Here is a 24,254-nt window from a genome sequence, read left to right as displayed (position 1 = left end):
AGCCGGCCGGGAGGTCACCTACAACTTCGCCCTCGATCCGGTCCAGTAACCACTCGGCGACCGGTCCACGGGGCGGTTTTCCGACGGCGGCGGCACTCCGGCATGTACGGGTGCCGCCGCCGTCGTTAAGGGATGTTTGCTCCCTTCCATTTCCCACTCTAGGGTGGAGCTGAGGGGGTGTGGGCCGAATCACACCACCCGGATGAACCACGTCGCATGGAAACGCACGGGCCTGCGGTGAAGCCGCGCCCGGCACAACTACAATCCAGATCCCGGATGTCCGGCGGTCCAGCCGGATAGCCGGGCTGCCATCACCGGGAGAATCCAATGACGCAGGAAACCGAAGCCACCGCCGCTGCCTCCGGAAGCCGGGCCACCGAGCGGTTCCGCGAGCACAAGCAGGTCGGCGCCACTACCAGCCAGGAGCGGGTTAATCAGCTGGCCTCCCGGCTGGTCAAGGCGGTGAACGACACGGTGCTGGGGGAGAAGGTCACCTATGACGAGTACAACGCCCTCAAGGCCTGGCTGATCAAGGTCGGCGAGGACGGCGAATGGCCGCTGTTCCTCGATGTCTGGGTGGAGCATTCGGTGGAGCAGGTGGCCAACGAGCACCGGCACGGTTCCAAGGGCTCGATCGAGGGACCCTACTATGTGCCCGACGCGCCGCAGCTGCAGTCCCCGGCGACGCTGCCGATGCGGGAGGACGAGGCCGGCACCCCGCTGCTGTTCCAGGGCCGGGTCACCAACGTGGACGGCGAACCGCTGGCCGGGGCACATGTGGAGATCTGGCACGCGGACGACCTGGGCTTCTACTCCCAGTACGCGCCCGGGCTGCCGGAGTGGAACCTGCGCGGGACCGTGATTGCCGACGCGGACGGCTTCTACCAGATCAACACGATCCAGCCGGCGCCGTACCAGATCCCCACCGACGGCGCCTGCGGGCAGCTGATCGCTGCCGCGGGCTGGCATGCCTGGCGCCCGGCGCACCTGCACCTGAAGGTCTCCGCCCCCGGGCACGAGCTGCTCACCAGCCAGCTGTACTTCAAGGGTGACAACCACATCAACGATGACATCGCCTCGGCCGTGAAGCCCGAACTGATCCTGGACCCCACGCCGCGCGCGGACGGCGGTGGCAAGGAAGTCACCTACAACTTCGCCCTCGACCCGGTCCAGTAGCGGGAAGCCGGCCATGAGCAATCCGGCGGCCATTGACCCGCGCGAGCTGCGCAACACCTTTGGCCGGTTCGCCACCGGGGTCACGGTGGTCACCTGCCGTTCCCCGGAGGGCGTGCCGCACGGTGCCACGGTCAATGCGTTCACGGCCGTGTCCCTGGATCCGCCGCTGGCCCAGGTGACGCTGACCCGCAGCTCCAAGGCCGCCCACTACCTGGCCGGGGCGCCGTTCGCGATCAACATCCTGTCCCAGGACCAACTGGACGTCGCCTGGCACTTCGCCGGCAAGCCGCTTCCCGCGGAGCCCGAATGGCGGCTTGAGGGCGATGTGCCGGTGCTGTTGAAGAATTCGGCCACGCTCGAATGCAAGCCGTGGAATATCTACGACGGCGGCGACCACGTGATCGTGATCGGCGAAGTCACCACCCTGGAGATCACCGACCGGGATCCGCTGCTGTTCTTCGGCGGCAAGTTCCGCCAGCTCGGACCGCTGGCCGGCGCCAGCCACTGGCACCACGGTGGCGACTCGCTCGAACTGGGCTGGTTCTCCGGTGCCGGCGCCTTCAAGCCCCTCAGCCGCGCCTAGCGTGCCGGCTCCGCCGTTTCGTGAAAGGACAGGATCAATGACTGACGCCGTCGATAACAAGACCGAAGTTCCCGACATGAGTGCCCGCACCACCCCGGCCAACCCGCTGAAGCCGATGACCGGGGACGAGTACATTAATTCCCTCAAAGACGACCGCGAGGTGTGGATCTACGGCGAGCGGGTCAAGGATGTCACCACGCATCCGGCGTTCCGCAACCCCATTCGGATGGTCGCGCGGCTGTACGACGGCCTGCACAATCCGGACCTGCAGGACAAGCTGCTGGTGCCCACGGACACCGGGTCCGGCGGGCTGACCCACCCGTTCTTCAAGGCCGCCCGCAGCGTCGAGGACCTGAGGTCGGACCGGGTGGCCATCGAAACGTGGGCGCGGATGACCTACGGCTGGCTGGGCCGCTCCCCGGACTACAAGGCGGCCTTCCTGGGCACCCTGGGCGGGATGCCGGAGTTCTACGAACCGTATAGCGAGAACGCGCTGCGCTGGTACCGCGAGTCCCAGGAGAAGGTCCTGTACTGGAACCACGCGATCATCAACCCGCCGGTGGACCGCAATCTGCCGCCTGACGAGGTCGGGGACGTGTTCATGAAGGTGGAGAAGGAGACGGACAACGGTGTCATAGTCTCGGGTGCCAAGGTCGTGGCCACCGGGTCCGCGATCACCAACTACAACTTCATCGCGCACTACGGGCTGCCGATCAAGCGCAGGGAATTCGCGCTGATCTGCACCGTGCCGATGGACGCGCCGGGGGTGAAGCTGATTTCCCGCGCGTCCTACAGCTACCAGGCCGCGGTGATGGGCACCCCGTTCGACTACCCGCTCTCGTCCCGGCTGGACGAGAACGACTCGGTGTTCGTCTTCGACCAGGTGCTCATCCCCTGGGAGAACATCTTCTGCTACGGGGATATCGATAAGATCAACAACTTCTTCCCGCAGACCGGCTTCATCAACCGGTTCACCTTCCAAGGCGTCATCCGCCTGGCGGTGAAAATCGACTTCATCGCCGGGCTGCTCCTGAAGGCCCTGGAGATCACCGGGACCAAGGACTTCCGCGGCGTCCAGGCCAGGACCGGGGAGGTCATCGGCTGGCGGAACATGTTCTACGCGCTGGCCGACGCGATGGCGGCCAATCCCGACCCCGGTCCCAACGGCACCGTGCTGCCGAAACTGGACTATGGGCTGGCCTACCGGATGTTCATGGCCACCGGCTACCCACGGATCAAGGAAATCATCGACCAGGACGTCTCTTCAGGCCTGATCTACCTCAACTCCAGCGCGCTGGACTTCAAGGTTCCTGAGATCCGCCCCTACCTGGACAAGTACATCCGCGGCTCCGAGGGCATCGCCGCGGTGGACCGGGTGAAGCTGATGAAGCTGCTCTGGGACTCGGTCGGGACCGAGTTCGGCGGCCGGCATGAACTCTACGAACGCAACTATTCGGGCAACCACGAGAACGTCAAGGCCGAAATCCTCTTCGCCGCCCAGGCCCAGGGCACTACGGACATGATGAAAGGGTTCGCCGAAACCTGCATGGCCGAATACGACCTCGACGGCTGGACCGTTCCGGACCTGATCAACAACGACGACGTCAGCGTCTTCCTCAACCGAAAATAGGGTGGATGCCGGCCGGAAGCGCCGGCATCCGCTCCGCATCTGCCGGCCAATATTTGGCGGGGTGCAGGGCCTATGATGCAGCTATGGATGTAGGGCCATCATGAACAGCCGGGTGCATTCAACGCCGCAGAGGTTCGCCAGCCTGGACAGGGCCGCACGCCGCCGGACCATCCGGCGCTCCGCAGTTCATATCATCACCGTCCTGATCGGGCTGGTGATTGTCTACCTACTGGTGCCGGCCGAGGGCCGTGACTGGGGAATTGCCCAGGGGGTCTGGCTCAGGCTGCTCGGGGGACTGGTCGTCTTTATCCTGGTGCTGCTGCTCCAGGTGCACAGGATCCTGCGTTCGGCGGTGCCCGAGGCTACCGCCGCGGAAGCCGTGACCGTGGGGGTATGTGTCTTCCTGGTGCTGTTTTCCATCGCGTACCTGACCCTGTCCAACACGGATCCGGGCGCCTTCAACGAGCCGCTGAACAGGCTCGATGCCCTGTATTTCACCACGGCCACCTTTGCCACGGTGGGTTTCGGGGACATCGCCGCCGTCAGCCAACTGGCCCGTGCCATCGTGACGATGCAGATGCTCCTGGACCTTGTGGTCATCGTGGTGGTGGCCAAGGCCGCATTCTCGGTGGCCCGCCGGGACCTGAGCGGTGGGCCGTAGCCCCGGACCCGGTGCGGATGCGCCGGGCGAGCGGTCCGCGGTACGGTCGACGGAGCAACTACCTGCCTCAACGACGGAGGAACCGATGCCCCGGATGGACGCTGCCGCCACGGTGGTCCTGCTGCGTGACGCCCCGGACGGGCCCCAGGTGCTGCTGCTGGAACGGCCGCGGAACACCGGGTCCTTCGCGGGCGCCTGGGTATTTCCGGGCGGAAAGGTAGATCCGCAGGATTACGGAACCGAAGGCACCGAAGGCGCGGCCCCCGCCGTCGAGGTTGACGACGGCGCGCGGGCGCGCAGCCGGCGGGCGGCCCGCCGCGCGGGCGTGCGGGAGACCCGGGAGGAGACCGGCCTGGTGCTGGACGCCGGCGGGCTGGCCGAACTGTCCTGCTGGATCCCGCCGGCCGAGGCGCCCCGGCGCTTCCATACCTGGTTCTTCCTCGGCCGGGCACCCGAAGGTCCCGTTACCCTGAATCCCGGCGAGCACGTGGCCCACGCGTGGCTTACGCCCCGGGAAGCGCTGCGCCGGCACGGCGAGGGACAGGTGCAGCTGGTGCCGCCCACCTGGGTGACGCTGCACGGGCTGCTCCAGGCCGAGTCCGTGCAGGCGGCGCTGGCCGAGGCGCACCGCCGGCCGCCGGCTACCTACCAGAGCCGGCTCCTGGACGATTCGGAGGGGGCCCGGATCATCGCCTGGTCGGGCGACGCCGACTACGAACCGGGCCGGACGCCGTCGTCGGGCCGGAACCGGCTGGTCATGACACGCCTGCCCTGGGTTTACGAACGCAACGTCCCGCTGGCCGGGTAGCGGGGCCTCGGGCCGTTATTTCCCGTACAGTTCGTCCACCAGGGCCAGCCCCTGCCGGGCCCATTCGATCTCCTGTTCGGCCCGTGCCACCAGCCCCTGGTAGGTGTACCGCTTGAATGCGGCGGCCGCACGGTGTTCGTTCTCCGGCAGGGTGGCCAGGCGCCGGTTCAGGATGTCACTGGTGCCGGTGTCGATCTCGCGGATCTTCCCTTCCCATTGGGCCTTGCGCTCCCGGTAGTGCTCCTCATGGGCATGCAGTTGCCGGCGGGCCGCCTCCGGCTCGGCCCATTCGAAGTAGGCCGCCTTCAGGTGCATCGGATCGCGCTCGCGGCTGTAATCCAAGGTGCCGTTCATCCAGTCCCGGAACGCGGCGATCCCTGCCTCGGTGACGTGGTACTCGGTCTTGCGGCCGCGCTGTCCCCACGGCACCTCGCGGCCTTGGAGCAGTCCATCCTTTTCCATCTTGCGCAGTTCCGGATAGATCTGCGAATCCGGGGCGTGCCAGACGTAGCCCACGGAGGATTCGAAATGCTTGTAGAGGTCATAGCCGGTCATCGGCTCGACCGTCAGCAGCGCCAGCAGCGCGGTGCGGAGGCTCATGCGTGGCTTTCGGAAATCGGGGCGGCGGATGTATTGCCAATCACTATATCGGGAGATAGTCTGTGACGCAGCATACTAACTATGTAGATAGTTAGTTGGAGAGGTTTCGAGCACCTGCATCCGGGAAGGAATGGCTGTGACAGAAGTCCAGACCCGCAATACCACCACCAATAAGACCCTCGCCCATCCGCTGAACGCCTGGTACGTTGCCGCGTGGGATCACGAGGTCACGCGCAAGCCGATGGCCCGCCGGATCGCCGACCGTCCGCTGGCCCTCTACCGCACCGAGGACGGCAAGGCCGTGGCGCTGGCGGACGCCTGCTGGCACCGCCTCGCCCCGCTGTCCCTGGGCAAGGTGGTAGGCAAGGACGAGATCCAGTGCCCTTACCACGGCATCCGGTACAACTCGGCCGGCCGCTGCACCTCGATGCCGGCACAGGAGACCATCAACCCGAGCGCCACGGTGCCCTCCTTCCCGGTGGTGGAACGGCACCGCTTCGTCTGGGTCTGGCTGGGTGATCCTGCCCAGGCGGACCCGGACCTGGTCCCGGACATGCACCAGATGGCCTCCGAGGAATGGGCCGGCGACGGCGAGACCATCTACGCGCCCTGCAACTACCAGCTGGTGTTGGACAACCTGATGGACCTCACCCACGAGGAATTCGTGCACTCCTCCAGCATCGGCCAGGATGAGCTGAGCGAGTCCGACTTCGAGGTCACCCACGATGACCGTACCGTTACCGTGTCCCGCTGGATGCACAACATCGACGCCCCGCCGTTCTGGCTCAAGAACATGCGGGACAAGTTCCCCGGCTTCGAGGGCAAGGTGGACCGCTGGCAGATCATCCGGTTCGAGGCTCCCTCGACCATCTGCATCGACGTCGGCGTGGCCAAGGCCGGCACCGGCGCCCCCGAAGGGGACCGCAGCCAGGGTGTCAACGGCTACGTGATGAATACCATCAGCCCGGAAACGGACAAGACCTGCCACTACTTCTGGGCCTTCATGCGCAACTACCGGCTGGAAAGCCAGCTGATCACCACGCAGCTGCGCAACGGCGTCCACGGCGTCTTCGGCGAGGACGAGGAGATGCTCAAGGCCCAGCAGGAGGCCATCGATGCCAACCCGGACTACGAGTTCTACAGCCTGAACATCGACGCCGGCGGCATGTGGGTGCGCCGGCTGATCGAACGGATGCTGGTGGCCGAGGGCCGCCTGGCGGCGGCACTGTAGGGCGGCGGAAACACCATGGCAGCAACCAACAGCGAGGTCTGGCAGTCCGCCGTCGTCGTGGCGGTCCGGGACGTGGCTCCGGACATCCGGCGGATCGAACTGGCACCGGAAAAACCGAAGCGCGCCGACGCCGGCTCGCACATCGACCTCTATGTGCAGATCGACGGCGAGGCGGCGAAGCGCTCCTATTCGGTGGTCGAGGCCGACGACGGCGGCGAACGCCTGGTGATCAGCGTGTTCAAGGCGCCGGCCTCCCGGGGCGGGTCCGTCTACATGCACACCCTGCAGCCGGGGGACACCCTCCGGATCACCCAGCCGCTGCAGAACTTCCCGCTGCGCGTCGGGGCGGAACGCTACGTGCTGCTGGCCGGCGGCATCGGCATCACCGCGATCATGAACATGGCCCGGGTGCTGAGGAACGTCAAGGCCGACTACCAGTTGGTCTATGCCGGCAGGAGCCGGAGTGCGATGGCTTACCTGGCCGAGCTGCAGGCCGAGCACGGGGAGAGGCTGCGCGTCCATGCGGACGAAGAGTCCGGCATCCTGGACGTGGACGCCCTGGTGGCCGGCCTGGATCTGGACACCGAGCTGTATATGTGCGGGCCGATCCGGCTGATGGACGCAGTCCGGCGTTCGTGGCTGGAGCGGGAGCTGAACCTGCCCAACCTGCGCTACGAAACCTTCGGCAACTCCGGCTGGTACGACCCGGAGGAGTTCCTGGTCCGGATCCCGCGGCTGGGCGTGGAGGCCAAGGTGGGGCAGGGCCGATCCATGCTGGAGGCCCTGGAAGACGCGGGCGTGGACATGATGTTCGACTGCCGCAAGGGTGAGTGCGGCCTGTGCGAGGTGCGCATTCTGCAGCTCGACGGCGGCATCGACCACCGCGACGTGTTCTACAGCGAGCGCCAGCAGAAGGCCACCGAAAAGATGTGCTGCTGCGTCTCGCGGGCGGTCACCTCGGCAACCGGTTCCCGGTCCGATGCCGAGCCGTCCCGCGGGCCGGCGGTGGTCACCATCGAGGTGTCCTGACCGTCCGCCGGTCACAGGTCCGGGGTGGGGCGCGGGAGCGCCCTACCCCGTTTCCTGGTTACTTGGTGTTTCCGGCGCTGCCGCCGGCCACTTTGTAGCTCCACAGCTCGGAGGAAAGGCCCACGGGCTTCTGGGCCGGAGCCTCGCCGGATTCCTGCGCATGGCCCTGGGCGAAGGCGCGGGAAGTGGACCAGGCCTGGAAGGATTCCTCGTCGCGCCAGCGGGTCACCACCAGCCAGGTGGTGCGCTCGTCGGTGGGCTGGAGCAGTTCGAAGCCCTCGAAGCCGTCCTGGTTGTCCACGGCGCCGGCACGGGCGGCGAAGCGCTTGGCGAGTTCGTCGCCGGAATCCGCGGGAACAGTGATCGCGTTGATTTTAATGATGCTCATGGGCCCATTATGCGCCGTGGCGCGGATTACACTGGGCGCAGATGACAACGTTACGGCAGGAGGAATGCGATGAAGATGCGACGCAGGAAGAAGTCCTGGCGCGAACTTAACGGACGGCAGAAGGTGTCCCTTCTGGTCTTCGCGGCCGGCCAGTTGGCGCTGCTGACGGCAGCCCTGATGGACCTGCGCAAACGCCCGGCGGAGCAAATCAACGGGTCCAAGGGCGCCTGGGCGGCGGCCTGCTTTGTGAACTACGTCGGCCCGATCGCCTACTTCGTCTTCGGCCGCAAAAAATAACCCCCGATCCTCCCATCGACCGCCCCGCCCATCGGCTTGACGGGTCACGACCTTTTCGCGGCTGGAAAGGTCGTTAGGTGGCAAGTCGATCGGAGAGGGGTGCGGGTTAGGGGCGCTGCTCCCACTCGCTGTAGGGGATGCGGGCGATCTCGAGGATCTCGCCCAGCGTGCTCCACTCATTGCGCCCCAGCCGCGCCAGCGGCTTGAGCCGGCGGGACTCCGGATGGCTGCCGGAAAGCATATCCGTGCGGACGGCGGCATGCACCACTTCCCCGAGGACCAGGAACGAATTGCCTACCGGGATGACCTCGTGGAGCCTGCACTCGAGGGCCACCGGGGATTCGGCGACGCGCGGGGGACGCACGGCGAGGCTCGGCTCCCGGGTCAGGCCCGCGGCGTCGAACTCGGACATCTCGGGCGGAAAATTGGTGCCGGTGTCGTTGACCTTCGAGAACAGTTCCTCGGCCGCGAAATTCACCACGAACTCGCCGGTGGCCTCGACGTTGTTCAGCGTGTCCTTGCGTGCCGTCGGCGTGAACTGGACGATCGGCGGTTTGGTCGAGGCCACCGTGAAGAAGGAATGTGGTGCCAGATTGTCGGTGCCGTCCGCACTGGTGCTGGACACCCAGGCGATCGGCCGGGGGATGATGACCGAGGTCAGCAGCTTGTAGAAGTCCAGGGAGCTCATATCCTTGGGGGAGAAATCGGCCCGCATAGTCTTATCTGACCATATTTGCCGCTGCCGGCCCTACTTCACTCCCACATCACCGCGCATCCGGAGGCTGGCCGCGGGGCTGGACCTGCTGCGGATCTTCCTGACTATCTGCGAAACCGTCAGCCACCCCCTGGGTGCTGGCCCACACCTTCACCGAGGAGTGATCGCGCGGGGCTCCGGCCGAATCCCTTGACCACACACTATATACATAGATAGTGTGTGTGGCCGGCATCACTTCCTCTGCCGGTGGATTCTCAATCTGGAGCAAATACGTGAAGAACATCAGAGCAGCCCTGGCCGTCGCCGCCGTCCTGGCCCTGTCCGCCTGCGGCGGCGGCAGTCCCTCCAGCGGTGCATCCGCGCCGGCGGCCGAAGGCAGTCCCGGACTAACCCACATCAACGTCGGTGTCATCCCGATCGTGGACGTCGCTCCGATCTACCTCGGCGTGAAGGAGGGCATCTTCCGGGAGGAAGGACTCGACGTCGAGCTCACCCAGGCGCAGGGCGGCGCCGCGATTGTCCCGGCCATCACCACCGGCCAGATGGACTTCGGCTTCAGCAATGTCACCTCGCTGGTCATCGCCCGCTCCAAGGGACTGCCGCTGAAGATGGTGGCCAGCGGTTCCTCCTCGACGGGCGACCAGGACGCGGACTTTGCCGCCGTGCTGGTCAAGCCGGGCAGCGACATCAAGGAAATCCAGGACCTGGCCGGCAGGAAGATCGCCGTCAACACGCTGAACAACATTTCGGACTCCACCATCCGCGAGGCGGTGGCCGAGGCCGGCGGGGACGCAAAGAAGCTGGAGTTCGTGGAAATGCCGTTCCCGGACATGCGCGCCGCCCTGCAGAAGGGCAACGTGGACGCGATCGCGGCAGTGGAACCGTTTGTGACCATCGCCAAGGGCGACGGTGCCGTGCCGGTCTTCTCCAACTATGCCCATCCGGTGGACGACCTGACCGTGGCGGTGTATTTCACCTCGGACCAGATTGCCCGGCAGAAGCCGGAGGCAACCCAGGCCTTCATCAGGGCCATGAAGAAATCCCAGCAGTTCGCCCAGGAGAACCCGGACAAGGTCCGCGCCATCCTGCCCGAGTACACGCAGCTGGACCCGGCGGTGATCAAGCAGTTGACCCTGCCCAAGTTCGCCCAGGAGGTCAATGCGGAGTCGATCCAGCAGGTGGCGGACATTTCGCTGAAGAACGGGCTGATCGAGCAGGTTCCGGACATGGAGGCGCTGCTGCCGCAATAGGTTCCCGGGCGGGTATCTGTGCAGCAGCGGCAGGCGGGGGAGTGTCGCTGCTGCACGGCTGGGCGCCTGGGCTGCAGCCGCAGGCCCGCGCCGGCCGGGTAAGGCCGGCGGCGCGGGCCTGAACCGCAATGCGTTGCAGCACCAATAATAAAATTTTCCAACGGAATCCACCCTGTCCCCGTCCCGCTGCCTGTGCGGGGACTGGCATCCGCATGCCCGGACCGGGCCGCGGAAGGGGTCTCAAAATGAGACGGGATCGCCTCGGATGCTCCAGTAGCTTGTGTGAGACGGCTCACACGGGCCGCGGAGGCGGCACGATCACCGGTGATGAAAGGCAGGCACACACGGCGCCATGACCGAGACAATCGAAACCTTGACCAGCACTTCCAGCGAGTCCGCCGGCGTGCCGATGCGCGACGGCGTGGTGCTGGCCGCCACGGTGTACCGGAGGTCCAGCGGGGAGCCGCGGCCGGTCCTGCTGGTGCGCACCCCGTACAACGAGCAGATGAGCCGGACGCTGCCGGTCGCACCGGCGCTCGAGGCGGGCTTCGCCGTCGTCGTACAGAACTGCCGGGGCACGGCACGGTCCGAAGGTGAGCTCTGGGCCTTCGAAAACGAAACCCAGGACGGCCTGGACACCATTGAGTGGCTGCTCGGCCAGCCCTGGTCCAACGGACAGGTATGCATGTTCGGCCCGTCCTACCTGGGCATGTCCCAGCTGGCCGTCAGCGGCCACCGCCCGAAGGGGCTGGCCGCCATCGTGCCGATCGTGGCCACCCACCACTACCGCGACGGACTGGTCTTCAACCAGGGCGCGCTCCAGCTTGGCCAGGCACTGGGCTGGCACACGCTCAAGACCGCGCAGACGCTGGGCGAGCGTGCCACCCGCGGCGAGGACGTTGGCAGCCAGCTGGGCGCCTTTTTCGCCATGACCCGGGACATGGAGTCCAGCTACCGCACCCTGCCGCTGACCGCGCTGAGCGCCATCAGCGACGTCCTGCCGAGCTGGACCAAGTGGCTGGAGCAGGAAACCGAGCCGGATTACTGGAAGCGGATCAGCTACGCGGACCGCAGGACGCGGACCGAGGTGCCGGCGCTGCACGTGGGCGGCTGGTTCGACCTCTTCCTCCGCGGCACCCTGGACAACTTCACCACGATCTCGCAGGGTGCCGAGAGCGCCGAGGCCCGCGCCAACCAGCACTTGATCATCGGGCCCTGGACGCATGCGGACTATACCGGGGCGGCCGGGGAGCTGTTCTTCGGCGCCGGCTCGGCCCTGGCCGTCCGGCTGGAAGAGCAGCAGCTGCGGTTCCTGCGCGAAAGCGTCGACGGCACGCCGACCACGCTGCCGACGGTGCAGATCTTCGTCATGGGGGCCAATGTCTGGCGTGTGGAGAATGAATGGCCGCTGGCGCGCACCGACTGGCAGAAGTGGTACCTGCAGCCCGGCGGCGGCCTGTCGCCGCAGGAACCCGCCCCCGGGGCTGACGACGACGACCGCTGGCTCGGCTTCACGCACGATCCGCACCACCCGGTGCCCACCGTGGGCGGCGGCACCCTGATCCAAGGCGGTCCGGACGGCGGTGCCGGCTATATGCCCGGGCCCCGGGACCAACGCGGGCTGGACGCCCGCACCGACATCCTGCGGTTCACCGGCCCGGTCCTGGAGCAGGACATGGAAGTCACCGGGCCGCTGCGCGTCACGCTGCATGCCGCGACGTCGGCGCGAGATACGGACTTCACCGCCAAGCTCATCGACGTCTGGCCCGACGGCCGGGCCCTGGGCGTGGCAGACGGGATCGTCCGCGCCCGCTACCGCCACGGCATGGACGAACCCGCACCGGTGGAGCCGGGCCAGGTCTACGAATACACCATCGATCTCGCCGCGACCAGCCAGGTCTTCAAGAAGGGCCACCGGCTCCGCGTCGACATCGCCAGTTCCAATTTCCCGTGCTACGACCGCAACTCCGGCAGCGGCAAGCCGGCCGGCGACGTGACCGCCGAAGACTTCACCACCGCGGAGCAGCAGATTTTCTGCAGCGCCGCACATCCCAGCTACATCCACCTGCCCGTCATTCCTTCGAAGGAGAAGTAAATATGCGCGCACCACGACGCACCCTGGCGCTTGCGGCCACCGCCGCCCTGCTGCTGTCCGGCTGTGCCGGCACCGCCGTATCCAGCAGCGGCAGCGATACCGACAGCAAGGGTGGTGCCAAGACCCTGGTCAGTGTCCCCGGGTTCGACGCCGACACCAAGACCATCACGGTCGGCTCCATGGTCCCCACCTCAGGTATCTGGGCGCCTGCGGCCACCAACATCACCGGCTCCGAGGCCTACTTCCACCGCGCCACCCAGCCCGGCGGTCCGCTGGAAGGCTTCACCGTCAAGGTGAAGAACGTCGATACCGAATACAACCCCTCGGTGGCCGTCCCGCTGTACAGTTCGCTGAAGAACAATGTGCTGATGTTCACCAACGTGCTCGGCACCGCCATCACCAAGGCGCTGCTGCCGCAGATGAAGACGGACAAGGTCCTGGCCGTCCCGGCCTCCTCGGACCAGAGCCTGATCTCGGATCCGAACCTGGTGCCTTTCGGCGCCTTCTACGCCACCTACCACACCGCGGCGATCGATTACATGGCAAATGACGAGGGCTTCAAGGATGCCACCTACTGCTCCCTCGCCGAAGACAGCGATTTTGGCTCGGAAGTCGTGCACGGCTTCGACTTCGCCACCAAGAAGCTCGGCCTGAAGACCGGCGTGACGGTGCGCTATCCCAGCGCGCTGCAGGACTTCACCCCGCAGATCTCGAAGCTGAAGAACGCCGGCTGCGAGGTTGTCGATCTGGGCGGCGTCGGTGCCGTCGTCCAAAACGCCGCAGTGCGTGCCGTGCAGCTGAACTTCGACGCCGACTGGATTGCCGGGAACACGGCCTACAACGCCAGCCTGGCCACCGGCGCCGCAGCCGACTACATCAAGAAGAACGTGCGCTTCGTCGTCACCGGTACCGAGTGGGGCGACGACTCGGCTCCGGGCCAGAAGCAGATGGAAGAGGACATCAAGGCCGTCGATCCTAACGCCAAGCCGATGGCCAACAGCTACCAGACCGGATACATGGCGGCCATGACCACGACGGCGGTGCTCAAGAAGGCCATCGCCGACGGCGATCTGTCCCGTGAGCACCTGCTCGAGGTGGCAGCCTCCCTCGGTACCGTGGACGACCTGGGCCTGGCCGGGGGTGCCTTCAACTACGGGACGAGCCTGACCGAGCGCAAGTCGGGCAGCACGATGTCGATCTTCACCGTGGACTCCGGCTCCCCGACCGGGCTGAAGCTGAAGAAGTACGGGTATGACTCAACGGTGGCCGCGGAGTACAACGACTCCGTCTCCGACAGCTGACGCCCTCCCGGCAACACACCACAAGGAGTAACCATGAACGGCGAGACCATGTCCGCGCGGCAGAACGCCGACCGCTTGCAGGCGCCAGCGCTGCTGTCGGTTCAGGATCTCTCGGTCACCTACAGCTCAGGCTCGATCTCCGCGCTGGAGAGCGTGAGTCTGACCGTGCACGAGGGCGAGATCGTGGCCCTGCTGGGAGTCAACGGTGCCGGCAAGACGACCCTGCTGCGGGCGATCTCCGGACTGCTCGGGCTGCACGGAGGTGCCATCCGCGCAGGCTCGATCCGGTACCGTTCCGCGGACATTTCTTCGTCCAGTTCCTGGTCCAGGGTGCGCCAGGGCATCTCGATTTCACTTGAAGGCCGCCGCATTTTCGGTGACCTGAGCGTGGTCGACAATCTCAAGGCCGGCGGGTATACGACGTCGCGCGCCGGCACCGCGAAGGCCCTGGAGCAGGTCATGGAACTGTTTCCGGTGCTTGGCCGGAAGCGGGACCTGGCGGCAGGGCTGCTGTCCGGCGGCGAGCAGCAAATGCTCGCCGTCGGGCGGGCCCTGATGCAGGGGCCCCGGCTGCTGCTCCTGGACGAGCCCTCGCTGGGGCTGGCCCCGCTGATCGTCAAGCAGATCATGGAGATCGTCCGCGATATCAACGCCGGCGGGTGCAGCGTCCTGCTGATCGAACAGAACGTCACCGCGGCTCTGTCCGTGGCCAACTATGCCTACGTCCTGGACAGCCGGCGGGTGGAGCACCACGGCAGCGCGGCCGCCCTGCTCGCCGACGACACGCTGCGCGACCTCTATCTGGGCGTCGCAGCCCCCACCGCCCCACGCGGGGCGGAGAACGGAGCTCTGCGCTGATGCTGCATGTGGAATCCCTCCGACTGGAGTTTGGCGGAGTCGTGGCGCTGCGGGACGTCACCTTCACGGTTGAGAAGGACGAGTTCTTCGCCATCCTGGGCCCCAACGGCGCCGGGAAGACGTCCCTGTTCAACTGCCTCAGCGGGCTGGTGCGCCCGGCCGGGTCCATCAAAGTCGACGGTACCGAACTCATCGGCCGCAAACCACATGAGATCGCCGACCTGGGCATCGCCCGGACGTTCCAGAACCTCGGATTGTTCGGGTCGATGACCGTGGCCGAAAACATACTGGTCGGCAGCCACCTGCAGATCCGCGGCGGCGCGCTATCGGCCGCGTTCCGCTGGCCTGCCACCTTCAGCTCCGAACGGCGCGCCCGGGCCCGGGCGGACGAACTCATGGAGCTGATGGGCCTGCGTGAATACCGCGACCTCGTGGTGGAAACACTGCCCTACGGCATCCGCAAACGCGTGGAGATCGCCAAGGCGGTTGCCTCCGGGCCGCAGTTGCTGCTGCTCGACGAACCTGTCGCGGGCATGAACCACGAGGAAACGGAGGCGTTCGTTGACTTCGTGCTTGAGCTGAAGCAACGGCTCGGGCTGACCATCGTCATGATCGAGCACGATGTGGCCATGGTCATGCGGATCGCCGACCGCATCCTGGCGCTGGACTTCGGCGAAACCATCGGGCTGGGGACACCGGATCAGATCCAGCGCAACGAACGCGTCATCGCCGCCTATCTCGGGACGGTCGACGGATCCCAAACACCCGCCCTGCTGTCAATGGAAGAGGCGACCAGTGAATAACTTCATCCAGCTCACGGCCTCCGGACTGTCCCTGGGCATCCTCTACGCCCTGGTGGCCATCGGCTTCGCCGTGCTGCTTAAAGCCACCGGCCACTTCAACATGTTTCCGGGTGCCATCGTGCTCCTGGGCGCCTACCTTACCTACCAGTTCCATGTGCTCTGGCAGCTGGACTTCATCCTCTCCGTGGTGCTGGCCGCCGCAGCCTGCACGGCGCTGGGCATGCTGGGCGAGCGGTTCCTCTTCTCCCGGCTGGCGGGCAAGGGCCACAAGTCGATCGAGCACCTCTCGGTGCTGCTGGTGAGCCTGGGCCTGATCTCGATTGCGCAGGCGATGGTGGTCAGTGTCTGGGGCCCGCTGAACTACCTGATCGAGGATCCCTGGGGACTCAGCGTGGTCCGCTTCGGCGGCGTGGCCATCGCGGTACGCGACATCTGGGCCGTCCTGCTGAGCCTGGCGCTACTGGCTGTCTTTTACGTCATCATCCAGCACACCAAGGTCGGCGTCGGCATGCGGGCCGCTGCCAGTGATCCCGAGGCGGCCCGAGCCCAGGGCATCAACCCGCGCGTCATCTCCGCGACGGCGTGGGCGATGTGCGGTGCCGCATCGGTGCTGGCCGGCATGATGCTGGCCACCGAGATCGGCGGCGGACTGGTACCGAACCTGGACCAGATCGCCTTCAGCGCGCTGCCTGCACTCATCCTCGGCGGCCTGTCCTCGCTGCCCGGTTGCATCTACGGCGGCCTGGCGCTCGGACTGGTCCAGACCTACGCGTCCGGGTACGCGCCCGACAGCCTCGGCCAAGGTTTCCCCACGATGCTGCCCTGGGTCGTGATGATCCTGCTGCTGGTGGTCAAGCCGGGCGGCTTCGCCAAGACACTTCAGACCAGGAAGGCGTGAGACCGATGGCCCTTACCGAAGTTGCCACCACCGCAGAACACCGGCCGGTTCGGAAGCCGGCACCGCGGCCCCGGGACGAGTCCCGGCTGACCCGGTCCACCCGGGACCGGATTGTGCTCGGGACCGCCCTGGCGCTGATCCTCATCGCAGCCCGTTCCTGATGTCGCTTGCCGGAACCATCGGCATCTATGCCGTTGCCGCCATCGGACTCAACGTGCTGTCCGGCTACGCGGGACAGATTTCCCTGGCGCAGAGCGTCTTCGTCGGCATTGGCGCCTTCGCCGGAGTCGGGCTGGGCAGTCTGGCCCACCTGCCGCTGCTCGTGTGGCTGCCCGCGACCTTCCTCGCCGGCGGGATCGCCGCCGCCGTGGCCGCCCCGCTGACGCTGCGGCTCAAAGGCGTCTTCCAGATCGTGCTGAGCCTGGGCCTGATCTTCGTCGGCAATTTCATCTTCGTCAATACGCCGGCGCTGACCGGTGGGAACAGCGGCATCTCGGCCGCTCCGAGTCTGTCGCTGGGTTTCGTCGACTTCGGCGAGCTGACCATCGGCGGGATGCGCTACAGCTACGAGCAGGGTCTGTTCATCGTGATCTGGCTGTGCGTGGCGGCCGGCATGGTCGCCGTCGTGAACATGCGCCGGACACGCTTCGGCCGCTCCCTGGTGGCCATCCGCGAGGCAGAGACGGCCGCCCAGATCGCCGGCATCAATACCGGGCGGGCGAAGGTCATGGCCTTCATCCTGGCTGGGGCGTTCGGAGGCCTGGCCGGCGGGCTGCTGATGGCCCAACTGCGCTACGTGCAGGCCGAGCAGTTCGGCATCAACATGGGGCTGGAACTGCTGATCATTGTCGTCGTCGGCGGCCTGGGCAGCACCTGGGGCCCGGTGCTGGGCGCCACGGTGATCAGCTCCATCCCGATCCTGGCCACGCAGTACGCCGAGTACATCCCCTTCCTGCAGGAGGACTTCAGCCAATCCGGGCAGTTCGGCATCCCGGTGGGACAAGTCGGCCTGATCATCTACGGGCTGGCGCTGGTGCTGGTGATGGTGTTCGAACCGCGCGGCCTGGCGCATTTGCTCCAGGCCGGCGGACGGAAGGCCGGTTCGCTCTTCCGCCGCGCGCCGCGCGGCCGTTGGACCCGGGCCGCAGCGGACCGGAAATGACAGTCAGGAACAACCACAAAGAGGTGCAGATGATCCGCATGCGGGCCGCCGTCGTCAATGAAGCGGGCGGGGCGTTCGAGATCGAGGAAGTCGCGCTCGAGCAGCCACGCGCCGGCGAGGTCCTGGTCAGGCTCGTGGCCACGGGGGTGTGCCATACGGACTTGAGCGTGCGCAACGGCGTGCAGTCCCCGCAAGTACTCGGCCACGAAGGGGCGGGCATCGTGGAGTCCGTCGGCCCGGGCGTGACCGGGCTGGCCCCGGGGGACAAGGTGGTCCTGTCCTTCGCCTCCTGCGGCGCCTGCGATAAGTGCCACGCCGGCAGCCCGGCACACTGCCGCCAATTCGTGCCGCTGAACATGCTCGGAACCCGCGCCGACGGCAGCCGCAGCATCCGTGGGGCGGACGGCCGCGAAATCGGCGGCCACTTTTTCGGACAGTCCTCGTTCGCCGAGTACGCGCTGGCTGTACCCCGGAACATCGTCCGGCTCCCCGACGACACCCCCGACGATCTGTTGCGTCTGCTCGGGCCGCTGGGCTGCGGCGTCCAGACCGGTGCCGGCGGCGTGATCAACAGCCTGCAGGTGCGCGCCGGCAGTTCCATGGCCATCTTCGGGGCAGGGGGAGTGGGACTGAGCGCCCTGCTGGCCGCCGTGGCCAGCGGCTGCTCGACCATCGTGGTCGTCGACGTGAATCCCGGCCGGCTCGACCTGGCGCTTGAACTGGGCGCCAGCCATGTGGTCGATGCCCGTGGCGAGGACGCCCGGGCGCAGATCATCGAAGCCACCGGCGGAGGCGCCGACTACTCGGTGGAAACCAGCGGCAACCCGCATGCGGCACGTAACGCCGTCGAGGTGCTCGACGTCGGCGGCACCGCCGGGCTGATCGGCCTCGGCCGTCCGGGATCGGAAATCGTGCTCGACCACAGCGTGCTGGGATTCGGACGGCGCGTCGTGGGCATTGTCGAGGGCGACGCCGTGCCGCAGGACTTCATCCCCACGCTCATCGCGCTGCACGGGGCCGGAAAGTTCGCCTTTGACCGCTTTGTCCGGACGTATCCCTTCGAGGACATCCAGCGTGCCGTCGACGACAGCCTGGCAGGGACCACGGTCAAGGGGATCGTGGTCTTCTGAGCCGGCCGCACCACACCGCCAACGAGAATGCCGTGAGGAGAGCGCAGATGGAACGAACCCAGATGTACGTGGGAGGGACCTGGCGGGACACCGCCGCAACGCGGATGCGGGCTCTGACCGACCCGGCCACCGGGGAGACCATCGGCCACGCGGCGATGGCCGGCGCCGAAGACGCCGACACCGTGGTGGGTGCGGCCCGTCGGGCCTTGGGCGCCTGGTCGCGCACCAGCGGTGCCGAACGGGCCGAGGTACTCGAGGCCATCGCCGGTGCCTGGGAGGCCCGCGGTGACGAAATGGCCGGGCTCGTCACGCGTGAAATGGGTATGCCGCTGTCCCAGTCCGCGTTCCACAACGCCGCGGGCCCGGTGGGGCTGCTCCGCTACTATGCCGGAATCGCCCGGGGCTTTGAGGCGGTGCAGTCCCGCGCACCGTTCGCGTTCGAAGGCAGTGCCATCGTGCGCCGAAACCCGGTCGGCGTGGTCGCGGCGATTGTGCCGTGGAATTTCCCGATGATGCTGTTGGCCACCAAACTCGGCCCGGCGCTGGCGGCCGGCTGCACGGTGGTGGTGAAGCCCGCGGAGGAGAACGCGTTCAGCGGCTCGCTGCTCGGCTCGATCCTGGCCGAGGCCGGCGTGCCTGCGGGCGTCGTGAACGTCGCGGTCGGCGGTCCCGACTTTGCCGGCGCCTTGGTCCGGCACCCGCACGTCGACAAGGTGGCCTTCACCGGTTCGACGGCGGTGGGCCGCCTCATCGCCAGCCAGGTGGGGGAGCGGCTCGGGGCGGCCAGCCTCGAACTCGGCGGCAAGTCGGCGGCCATTGTGCTCGATGACGCCGACCTGGCCCACACGCTGGCCAACCTGCCGCCGCTGTCCTTCATGAACTCGGGACAGACCTGCTTTGCCCAGACCCGGGTCATCGCCACCCCCGGTGTCTACGAGCAGGTCGTGGAGGGCTTTGCCCGCTATGCCAAGGAACAGGTGGTCGGATCCCCGTTCCACCCGGATACCACAATGGGCCCGCTCGTTTCGGCCCGGCAGCGGGAGCGCGTCACCGGCTTCATCGAGCAGGGTCTGTCCAGTGGAGCCAGGGTGGTTGCCGGCGGGGTGGACGGGCAGGTGCCCGGCCACGGCTTCTACGTGGCCCCCACCGTCTTCGCCGACGTCGACAACAGTTGGCCGATTGCCCAGGAGGAGATCTTCGGCCCCGTGGTCTGCATCATCCCGGCCCGGGACCAGGAGCACGCCATCCACATCGCCAATGACTCCGTCTACGGCCTCGGCGGTTCGGTGTGGACGGGCGATGCGGAACGGGGGATGGAAATTGCCGGCCGGATCGAGGCCGGCTCCTTTGGCATTAACGGATACCTGCCTGATCTGTCCGCGCCCTGGGGCGGCGTCAAAGCCAGCGGCACGGGGCGCGAGAACGGACCCGAAGCGATCGAAGCGTTCCTGCGCACCGACACGATCTACCGGTTCGACACCGGAACGGGCGCTTGAGCCGACCGCTCCCACCGGCCCCGGGCACCGCTTTGCCTAGCGGAGTCCGGGCCTGCGTGCGGTTTTTCCCGTGGGACCGGGGAAATAGCCGGGGAAATACGGCAGGAAAGGGAAGTCTCAAAGTGAGACTTCCGGCCCCTTAAAGCCTCGATAACGTGGGTCCAGACCTACCAGTTAGTGATCTGAATTACATCCGGATTACCCACCGAAGGGAACGAACAAATGTTGGACATCGGAATCAACCTGGGCTTTGGCAAGCTGGATGAAAGCCTCACCGACGAGGAAATGTACCACGGTGAAATCGACCTTGCCGTCCGTGCCGAGGCGCTGGGTTATGACAGCGTCTGGGCCGTCGAGCACCACTTCAGCGACTACTCCATGTGCCCGGACAATTTGCTGCTCCTGGCCAACGTCGCCGGCCAGACCAAGCAGATCAAGCTCGGCACCGGCGCCGTGATCGTCCCTTGGAACGACCCGCTGCGGGTGGCCGAAAAGGCCCTGATGCTGGACACCATCTCCCGCGGCAGGCTGCTGCTGGGCGTGGGCCGGGGCCTCTCCCGCCAGGAATACGTGCCCTTCCGCATTCCGCTCGAAGAAACCCGCGAGCGCTTCGACGAGGCCAGCCAGATGATCTTCGAAGCGGTCGAGACCGGCGTCATCGAAGGCAGCGGCCCGTTCTACCCGCAGCCCCGTGCGGAGCTGCGTCCGGGCCCGCGCGGTTCCTTCCTGGACCGCCGCTACTGTGTCGCCGGCTCGCCGGACTCCATCACCTCGGCGGTGGACCTGCGCGCCCGCCTGATGTCCTTCATCGTCCGCCCGGTGCCGGATCTCATGGGCAATTTCAACACCTACCGGGAGAAGTTCGAACAGCGGCACGGCGAGGTCGCCCCGCCCATCTGCCTGAACGTGAACATGTACTGCCACGAGGATGACGCACTGGCCCAGGAACGCCACTTCGAGTACATCTCCCGCTTCTTCCACTCGAACGTGGACCACTACGAGATGGCCGGCGAGCACTTCGCCACCACCAAGGGCTACGAGCGCTACGCGGACAACGCCAAGCGCATCCAGGAGGCGGGCCTGCAGGGGGCGGCGGACAAGTACGCGGAGACGGCGCTGTGGGGCAACCCGGAGCGCATCCTGGGCCAGATCGAGGAGATCCGCGACGTCCTGGGGGATTTCGAAATCATCGTGGCCCCGTGCTTCGGCGGCATGCCGTACGACCAGGCACGTGCCAGCCTCGAGCTCTTCGCCCGCGAGGTGCTGCCCAAGGCACGCAGCCTCAACGGCCGCAAGGTCAGCTTCGCGGCCGTCTAGGAGCGCCGCCCGGCAGCTGCGCACGACGCCGGAGGGGCCGGCTGCCGGCCGGACAGCCCGCCCGCCGGCCGGACAGCCCGCCCGCCGGCCGGCGGGATGAACCACAGCAGGAAGGAAAGCGATCGGAATGGCTTCTCAGCGATGGGTGGCGGGCTCATGACCCTCCAGTCCGCCGGTCCGCACGTCCCCGCGACGGCGGCCGAATGGGACCGGGTGCGGGAACTGAAGCTTGAGATCCTGGCCAAGGATCCGCTGCAGATCAGGGCCGAGGACTATCCACAGCTGCGCAGCGATGTGCTGCTGTCCTGGAAGCGCTCGATGCTCGCACGCGTGGATCCGTGGTCCACGGTCTTCCCGGCGGACGAGGAGTTCGTTCCCAAGAGCCGGCTGGCCCAGGTGGCCCAGCCGATCATGAACCGGCTGGAGGACCAGATCGCGGACCTGAGCTCCTGGGGTTTCCTGGCCGACCGCGGCTGCCGGCTGCTCACCGCCGTCGTGGGCGACCATCCGCAAGGCCGGCAGTTCCGGCAGGTCCGGCTGCGGCCGGGCCTGTGCTTTGCCGAGGACCAGATCGGTACCAACGGCATCGGCTGCGCCCATGAGGAACAGCGGGCGTTCATCATCTCCGGGACCGAACACTTCCGGATGGACAGCGAGGTGCTGACCACCACCGGAGTGAACATCCGCGACCCCTACACGAAGCGCTATGTCGGCACGCTTGGGGTGCACTGCCGCCGGGAGCACGGTTCGGGCGCCGTGCTGCCGCTGGTGGTCGAAATCGGCCGCTCGATCGAGGCCCAGCTTCTGGCCAGCCGGGCCGACGGCGAACGGGTGTTCTTTGATTTCTTCCTGCGCATGCAGCGGCGGTTCCGCGGTGCCGTCATCGGGGTCACGAAGTCCTTGTACGTGGCCAATACCAAGGCACGGTCGCTGGTGGGGGAGGCGGACGAGGACCTGCTCCGGCGCCTGGCCGAGGAGGCCAGCGTCCGCTCCCGCACCAGCACGGTTCGCCGCCGGCTCAGCTCCGGCCACGCCGTTTCGATCCAGATCACCCCGGTGGAGCAGGCCCCCGGCGACTTCGCCGCGGTGCTCACGCTCGAACCCGAGGCGGAGGACGCCGGCACGGACTTCGCGCAGCTGCCCTGGGGCGACGGCGGGGCCATCGGCACGGACTTCCGCGACCAACTGCGGCGCGCGCTGGAATCGAAGCAGGCGGTGCTGCTCTCCGGCGAACGTGGTACCGGCAAGCGGTTCGCCGCCGCGGAGGCCTTGGTCCGGCCCGGGGCTCCAGCGGCCGAGCTCGACGGCGCGGTGGCGCAGCTGGACAAACAGGCCTGGCTGAAGTCGCTGCAGGCGGCCGTGGGGAACCCGGCGGTACCGCTCCTCCTGAGCCACATCGAGGAGATCCCGCTGGAACTTATGACCACGGTGGCGGACCTGGTGGCCCGGGCCCGGTGCCCGCTGGTGGGAACGACCTCCGAGCAGGTGGACGAGGACAGCCCGGCCGTCTTCGTCCGGGAAAGCTTTCCCGTAGTCCTTCCGGTCCCGCCGCTGCGGGACCGTGCGGACGAATTCTCCGCATTGTGCCGGGGCATCCTGGCGGAGTTCGAAGCAGCGGACGGGAAACCCCACACCTTCGCGCCCAAGACACTTGCGGCACTGGTCGCCAATGACTGGCCGGGCAATATCCGCCAGCTGCGCCAAGTGCTGGCCACGTCGCGGATCCGGGCCGCCGGGCATGAGATCAGGCTGACGGATCTGCCGGCGCGCTACGGGCGCGGCCAGGCCGGCCGTGTGCTGGGGGAAATGGAACGGCTGGAGCGCCAAGCGTTGATGGTCGCGCTGCGGGAGGCCGGCGGGAACCGCAACGCCGCGGCCGAGAAGCTCGGTATTTCCCGGGCGACAATCTACCGCAAGCTCAAGCGCTACGAACTGCACTGACCGACGGCCAGGCGCGCAGGAACAACTACGGAACAAGCAGGGAAGAGGACATTGATGAGCAGGACTGTGGAATTCGCCGGGTCGGTCGCCGTCGTCACCGGTGGTGCCTCCGGGATCGGCAAGGGGATTGCCGAGGCGTTCCTGGCCGAAGGAGCCAACGTCATCATCGCGGATATCGACGACGCGGCGCTGGCCGCCACCGCCGCGGAACTGGGAGTCCTGGGCGTGCGCACCGACGTCACCGACGCCGACAGCGTCCAGGCGCTCGCCGACCGGGCGGTGTCCGAGTACGGCAGGGTGCATGTGGTCTGCAATAACGCCGGCGTCGGTCCCCTGGCCCCGGTGGACAAACTCACCCTGGCGGACTGGCGCTGGATGCTGGAGGTGAACCTCTACGGTGTGGTCCACGGCGTGCATGCCTTCCTGCCCGTCTTGGAACGGAACCCGGACTGGGGCCAGATCGTGAACACATCCTCCATGTCGGTCATCGCCCCGCCGGCGAACCTCGCTGCCTACGTGGCCGCCAAGGCCGGCGTGCTGGGACTGACGGAAGTGCTGGCCCAGGAACTGGCCCTGCGCGGCTCGGTGGTCGGTGCCACGGCGCTGATCCCCGGCCCGGTGCGCACCAACATCATGAACAGCCTGCGTACCCGTCCCGCCGCGGACGCCAGCGGCCTGCACGACGTCGATATCGCCGGCAACGGCAAGAACTTCCGTTTCCTGCAGCCGGCGGACGTGGGACGGATCGTGCTCGAAGCCATCCGCGGCAACAAACTCTACGCCCCCACCCACGCCGAATGGCTGGCCCAGGTCAGCGAACGCCACGCCCGCATCCAGGCCGGCTTCCCGGCACTGCAGGACGCCTGAGCGTCCGCGCGAATCCCC

The 24,254-nt window shown here is 67.1% G+C and carries 24 protein-coding genes; 21 read left to right on the top strand and 3 right to left on the bottom strand.

The features are described 5' to 3' along the window. The first annotated feature begins 327 nt into the window (after nucleotides 1-327). From catA to LVY72_RS23135, 5 genes are all read left to right on the top strand, one after another. Complete coding sequence (catA, locus tag LVY72_RS23155; protein ID WP_237827171.1) at nucleotides 328-1,176, top strand: catechol 1,2-dioxygenase; 849 nt, start codon at nucleotides 328-330, stop codon at nucleotides 1,174-1,176. A gap of 13 nt (nucleotides 1,177-1,189) precedes the next feature. Further along, nucleotides 1,190-1,759, top strand: a complete 570-nt coding sequence (locus LVY72_RS23150) for a flavin reductase family protein (protein WP_237827169.1) — start codon at nucleotides 1,190-1,192, stop codon at nucleotides 1,757-1,759. Nucleotides 1,760-1,796: 37 nt separating this feature from the next. Beyond that, the gene (locus tag LVY72_RS23145) at nucleotides 1,797-3,389 is read left to right on the top strand and encodes a 4-hydroxyphenylacetate 3-hydroxylase family protein (RefSeq protein ID WP_237827167.1); all 1,593 of its coding nucleotides are present in this window, start codon (nucleotides 1,797-1,799) and stop codon (nucleotides 3,387-3,389) included. 100 nt (nucleotides 3,390-3,489) lie between these two features. Then, entirely contained in the window at nucleotides 3,490-4,050 is a 561-nt protein-coding gene (locus LVY72_RS23140) for a potassium channel family protein (protein WP_237827165.1), read from the top strand. Between the two features lie 85 nt (nucleotides 4,051-4,135). Beyond that, nucleotides 4,136-4,858 carry an NUDIX hydrolase gene (locus LVY72_RS23135; protein ID WP_237827163.1) on the top strand — a complete coding sequence of 241 codons (723 nt, stop codon included), beginning with the start codon at nucleotides 4,136-4,138 and terminating at the stop codon, nucleotides 4,856-4,858. Nucleotides 4,859-4,873: 15 nt separating this feature from the next. Here LVY72_RS23135 and LVY72_RS23130 read toward each other — a convergent pair whose 3' ends face one another. After that, nucleotides 4,874-5,458, bottom strand: coding sequence for a PadR family transcriptional regulator (locus LVY72_RS23130; protein ID WP_237827160.1), 585 nt, complete (start codon nucleotides 5,456-5,458; stop codon nucleotides 4,874-4,876). A 136-nt stretch (nucleotides 5,459-5,594) separates the two neighbouring features. Here LVY72_RS23130 and LVY72_RS23125 point away from each other — a divergent pair, with 136 nt between their 5' ends. Together LVY72_RS23125 and LVY72_RS23120 are read left to right on the top strand one after the other, a co-directional pair. Beyond that, nucleotides 5,595-6,689: an aromatic ring-hydroxylating oxygenase subunit alpha gene (locus LVY72_RS23125; protein WP_237827158.1), complete on the top strand. Its 1,095-nt coding sequence runs from the start codon at nucleotides 5,595-5,597 to the stop codon at nucleotides 6,687-6,689. Between the two features lie 15 nt (nucleotides 6,690-6,704). Beyond that, nucleotides 6,705-7,718, top strand: coding sequence for a PDR/VanB family oxidoreductase (locus LVY72_RS23120; RefSeq protein WP_237827156.1), 1,014 nt, complete (start codon nucleotides 6,705-6,707; stop codon nucleotides 7,716-7,718). A 58-nt stretch (nucleotides 7,719-7,776) separates the two neighbouring features. Here LVY72_RS23120 and LVY72_RS23115 read toward each other — a convergent pair whose 3' ends face one another. After that, entirely contained in the window at nucleotides 7,777-8,106 is a 330-nt protein-coding gene (locus tag LVY72_RS23115) for an antibiotic biosynthesis monooxygenase family protein (RefSeq protein ID WP_237827154.1), read from the bottom strand. Nucleotides 8,107-8,175: 69 nt separating this feature from the next. Between LVY72_RS23115 and LVY72_RS23110 the strand changes: the two genes are divergently transcribed. After that, complete coding sequence (locus LVY72_RS23110) at nucleotides 8,176-8,403, top strand: PLD nuclease N-terminal domain-containing protein (protein ID WP_237827152.1); 228 nt, start codon at nucleotides 8,176-8,178, stop codon at nucleotides 8,401-8,403. Nucleotides 8,404-8,509: 106 nt separating this feature from the next. Here LVY72_RS23110 and LVY72_RS23105 read toward each other — a convergent pair whose 3' ends face one another. Continuing rightward, nucleotides 8,510-9,091: a flavin reductase family protein gene (locus LVY72_RS23105; RefSeq protein ID WP_237827150.1), complete on the bottom strand. Its 582-nt coding sequence runs from the start codon at nucleotides 9,089-9,091 to the stop codon at nucleotides 8,510-8,512. A gap of 299 nt (nucleotides 9,092-9,390) precedes the next feature. On the opposite strand from LVY72_RS23105, the gene LVY72_RS23100 reads away from it, so the two are divergent. From LVY72_RS23100 to LVY72_RS23040, 13 genes are all read left to right on the top strand, one after another. Continuing rightward, nucleotides 9,391-10,368, top strand: coding sequence for an ABC transporter substrate-binding protein (locus LVY72_RS23100; protein ID WP_237827147.1), 978 nt, complete (start codon nucleotides 9,391-9,393; stop codon nucleotides 10,366-10,368). Nucleotides 10,369-10,720: 352 nt separating this feature from the next. After that, complete coding sequence (locus LVY72_RS23095; RefSeq protein ID WP_237827144.1) at nucleotides 10,721-12,463, top strand: CocE/NonD family hydrolase; 1,743 nt, start codon at nucleotides 10,721-10,723, stop codon at nucleotides 12,461-12,463. A gap of 2 nt (nucleotides 12,464-12,465) precedes the next feature. Further along, the gene (locus LVY72_RS23090) at nucleotides 12,466-13,764 is read left to right on the top strand and encodes an ABC transporter substrate-binding protein (protein ID WP_237827141.1); all 1,299 of its coding nucleotides are present in this window, start codon (nucleotides 12,466-12,468) and stop codon (nucleotides 13,762-13,764) included. Between the two features lie 33 nt (nucleotides 13,765-13,797). After that, complete coding sequence (locus tag LVY72_RS23085; RefSeq protein WP_237827139.1) at nucleotides 13,798-14,622, top strand: ABC transporter ATP-binding protein; 825 nt, start codon at nucleotides 13,798-13,800, stop codon at nucleotides 14,620-14,622. Next, entirely contained in the window at nucleotides 14,622-15,425 is an 804-nt protein-coding gene (locus LVY72_RS23080; protein ID WP_237827137.1) for an ABC transporter ATP-binding protein, read from the top strand. The genes LVY72_RS23085 and LVY72_RS23080 overlap by 1 nt, the downstream gene beginning before the upstream one ends. Next, on the top strand, nucleotides 15,418-16,323 hold the full coding sequence (locus LVY72_RS23075) for a branched-chain amino acid ABC transporter permease (RefSeq protein WP_237827136.1): 906 nt from the start codon (nucleotides 15,418-15,420) through the stop codon (nucleotides 16,321-16,323). The genes LVY72_RS23080 and LVY72_RS23075 overlap by 8 nt, the downstream gene beginning before the upstream one ends. A gap of 5 nt (nucleotides 16,324-16,328) precedes the next feature. Further along, nucleotides 16,329-16,484, top strand: coding sequence for a hypothetical protein (locus LVY72_RS23070; protein ID WP_237827134.1), 156 nt, complete (start codon nucleotides 16,329-16,331; stop codon nucleotides 16,482-16,484). Next, nucleotides 16,484-17,485 (top strand): branched-chain amino acid ABC transporter permease, encoded by a 1,002-nt coding sequence (locus LVY72_RS23065; protein ID WP_237827132.1) that lies wholly within the window; start codon nucleotides 16,484-16,486, stop codon nucleotides 17,483-17,485. The genes LVY72_RS23070 and LVY72_RS23065 overlap by 1 nt, the downstream gene beginning before the upstream one ends. Then, nucleotides 17,482-18,615, top strand: a complete 1,134-nt coding sequence (locus tag LVY72_RS23060) for an NAD(P)-dependent alcohol dehydrogenase (RefSeq protein ID WP_237827130.1) — start codon at nucleotides 17,482-17,484, stop codon at nucleotides 18,613-18,615. Before LVY72_RS23065 ends, LVY72_RS23060 begins: the two co-directional genes overlap by 4 nt. A 47-nt stretch (nucleotides 18,616-18,662) precedes the next feature. Beyond that, nucleotides 18,663-20,111: an aldehyde dehydrogenase gene (locus LVY72_RS23055; protein ID WP_237827127.1), complete on the top strand. Its 1,449-nt coding sequence runs from the start codon at nucleotides 18,663-18,665 to the stop codon at nucleotides 20,109-20,111. 222 nt (nucleotides 20,112-20,333) lie between these two features. Further along, a complete protein-coding gene (locus LVY72_RS23050; protein WP_237827125.1) occupies nucleotides 20,334-21,428 on the top strand; it encodes an LLM class flavin-dependent oxidoreductase in 1,095 nt (364 codons plus the stop codon). A 156-nt stretch (nucleotides 21,429-21,584) separates the two neighbouring features. Beyond that, entirely contained in the window at nucleotides 21,585-23,369 is a 1,785-nt protein-coding gene (locus LVY72_RS23045; protein ID WP_237827123.1) for a sigma-54-dependent Fis family transcriptional regulator, read from the top strand. 54 nt (nucleotides 23,370-23,423) lie between these two features. After that, complete coding sequence (locus LVY72_RS23040) at nucleotides 23,424-24,236, top strand: SDR family NAD(P)-dependent oxidoreductase (protein ID WP_237827122.1); 813 nt, start codon at nucleotides 23,424-23,426, stop codon at nucleotides 24,234-24,236. Nucleotides 24,237-24,254 lie beyond the last annotated feature (18 nt).

Origin of the sequence: Arthrobacter hankyongi, assembly GCF_022012395.1 — a bacterium.
GTDB classification, from domain to species: domain Bacteria; phylum Actinomycetota; class Actinomycetes; order Actinomycetales; family Micrococcaceae; genus Crystallibacter; species Crystallibacter hankyongi.
The sequence above is the reverse complement of the archived record's forward strand: the minus strand, read 5'-3'. Positions and strand labels throughout refer to the sequence as shown.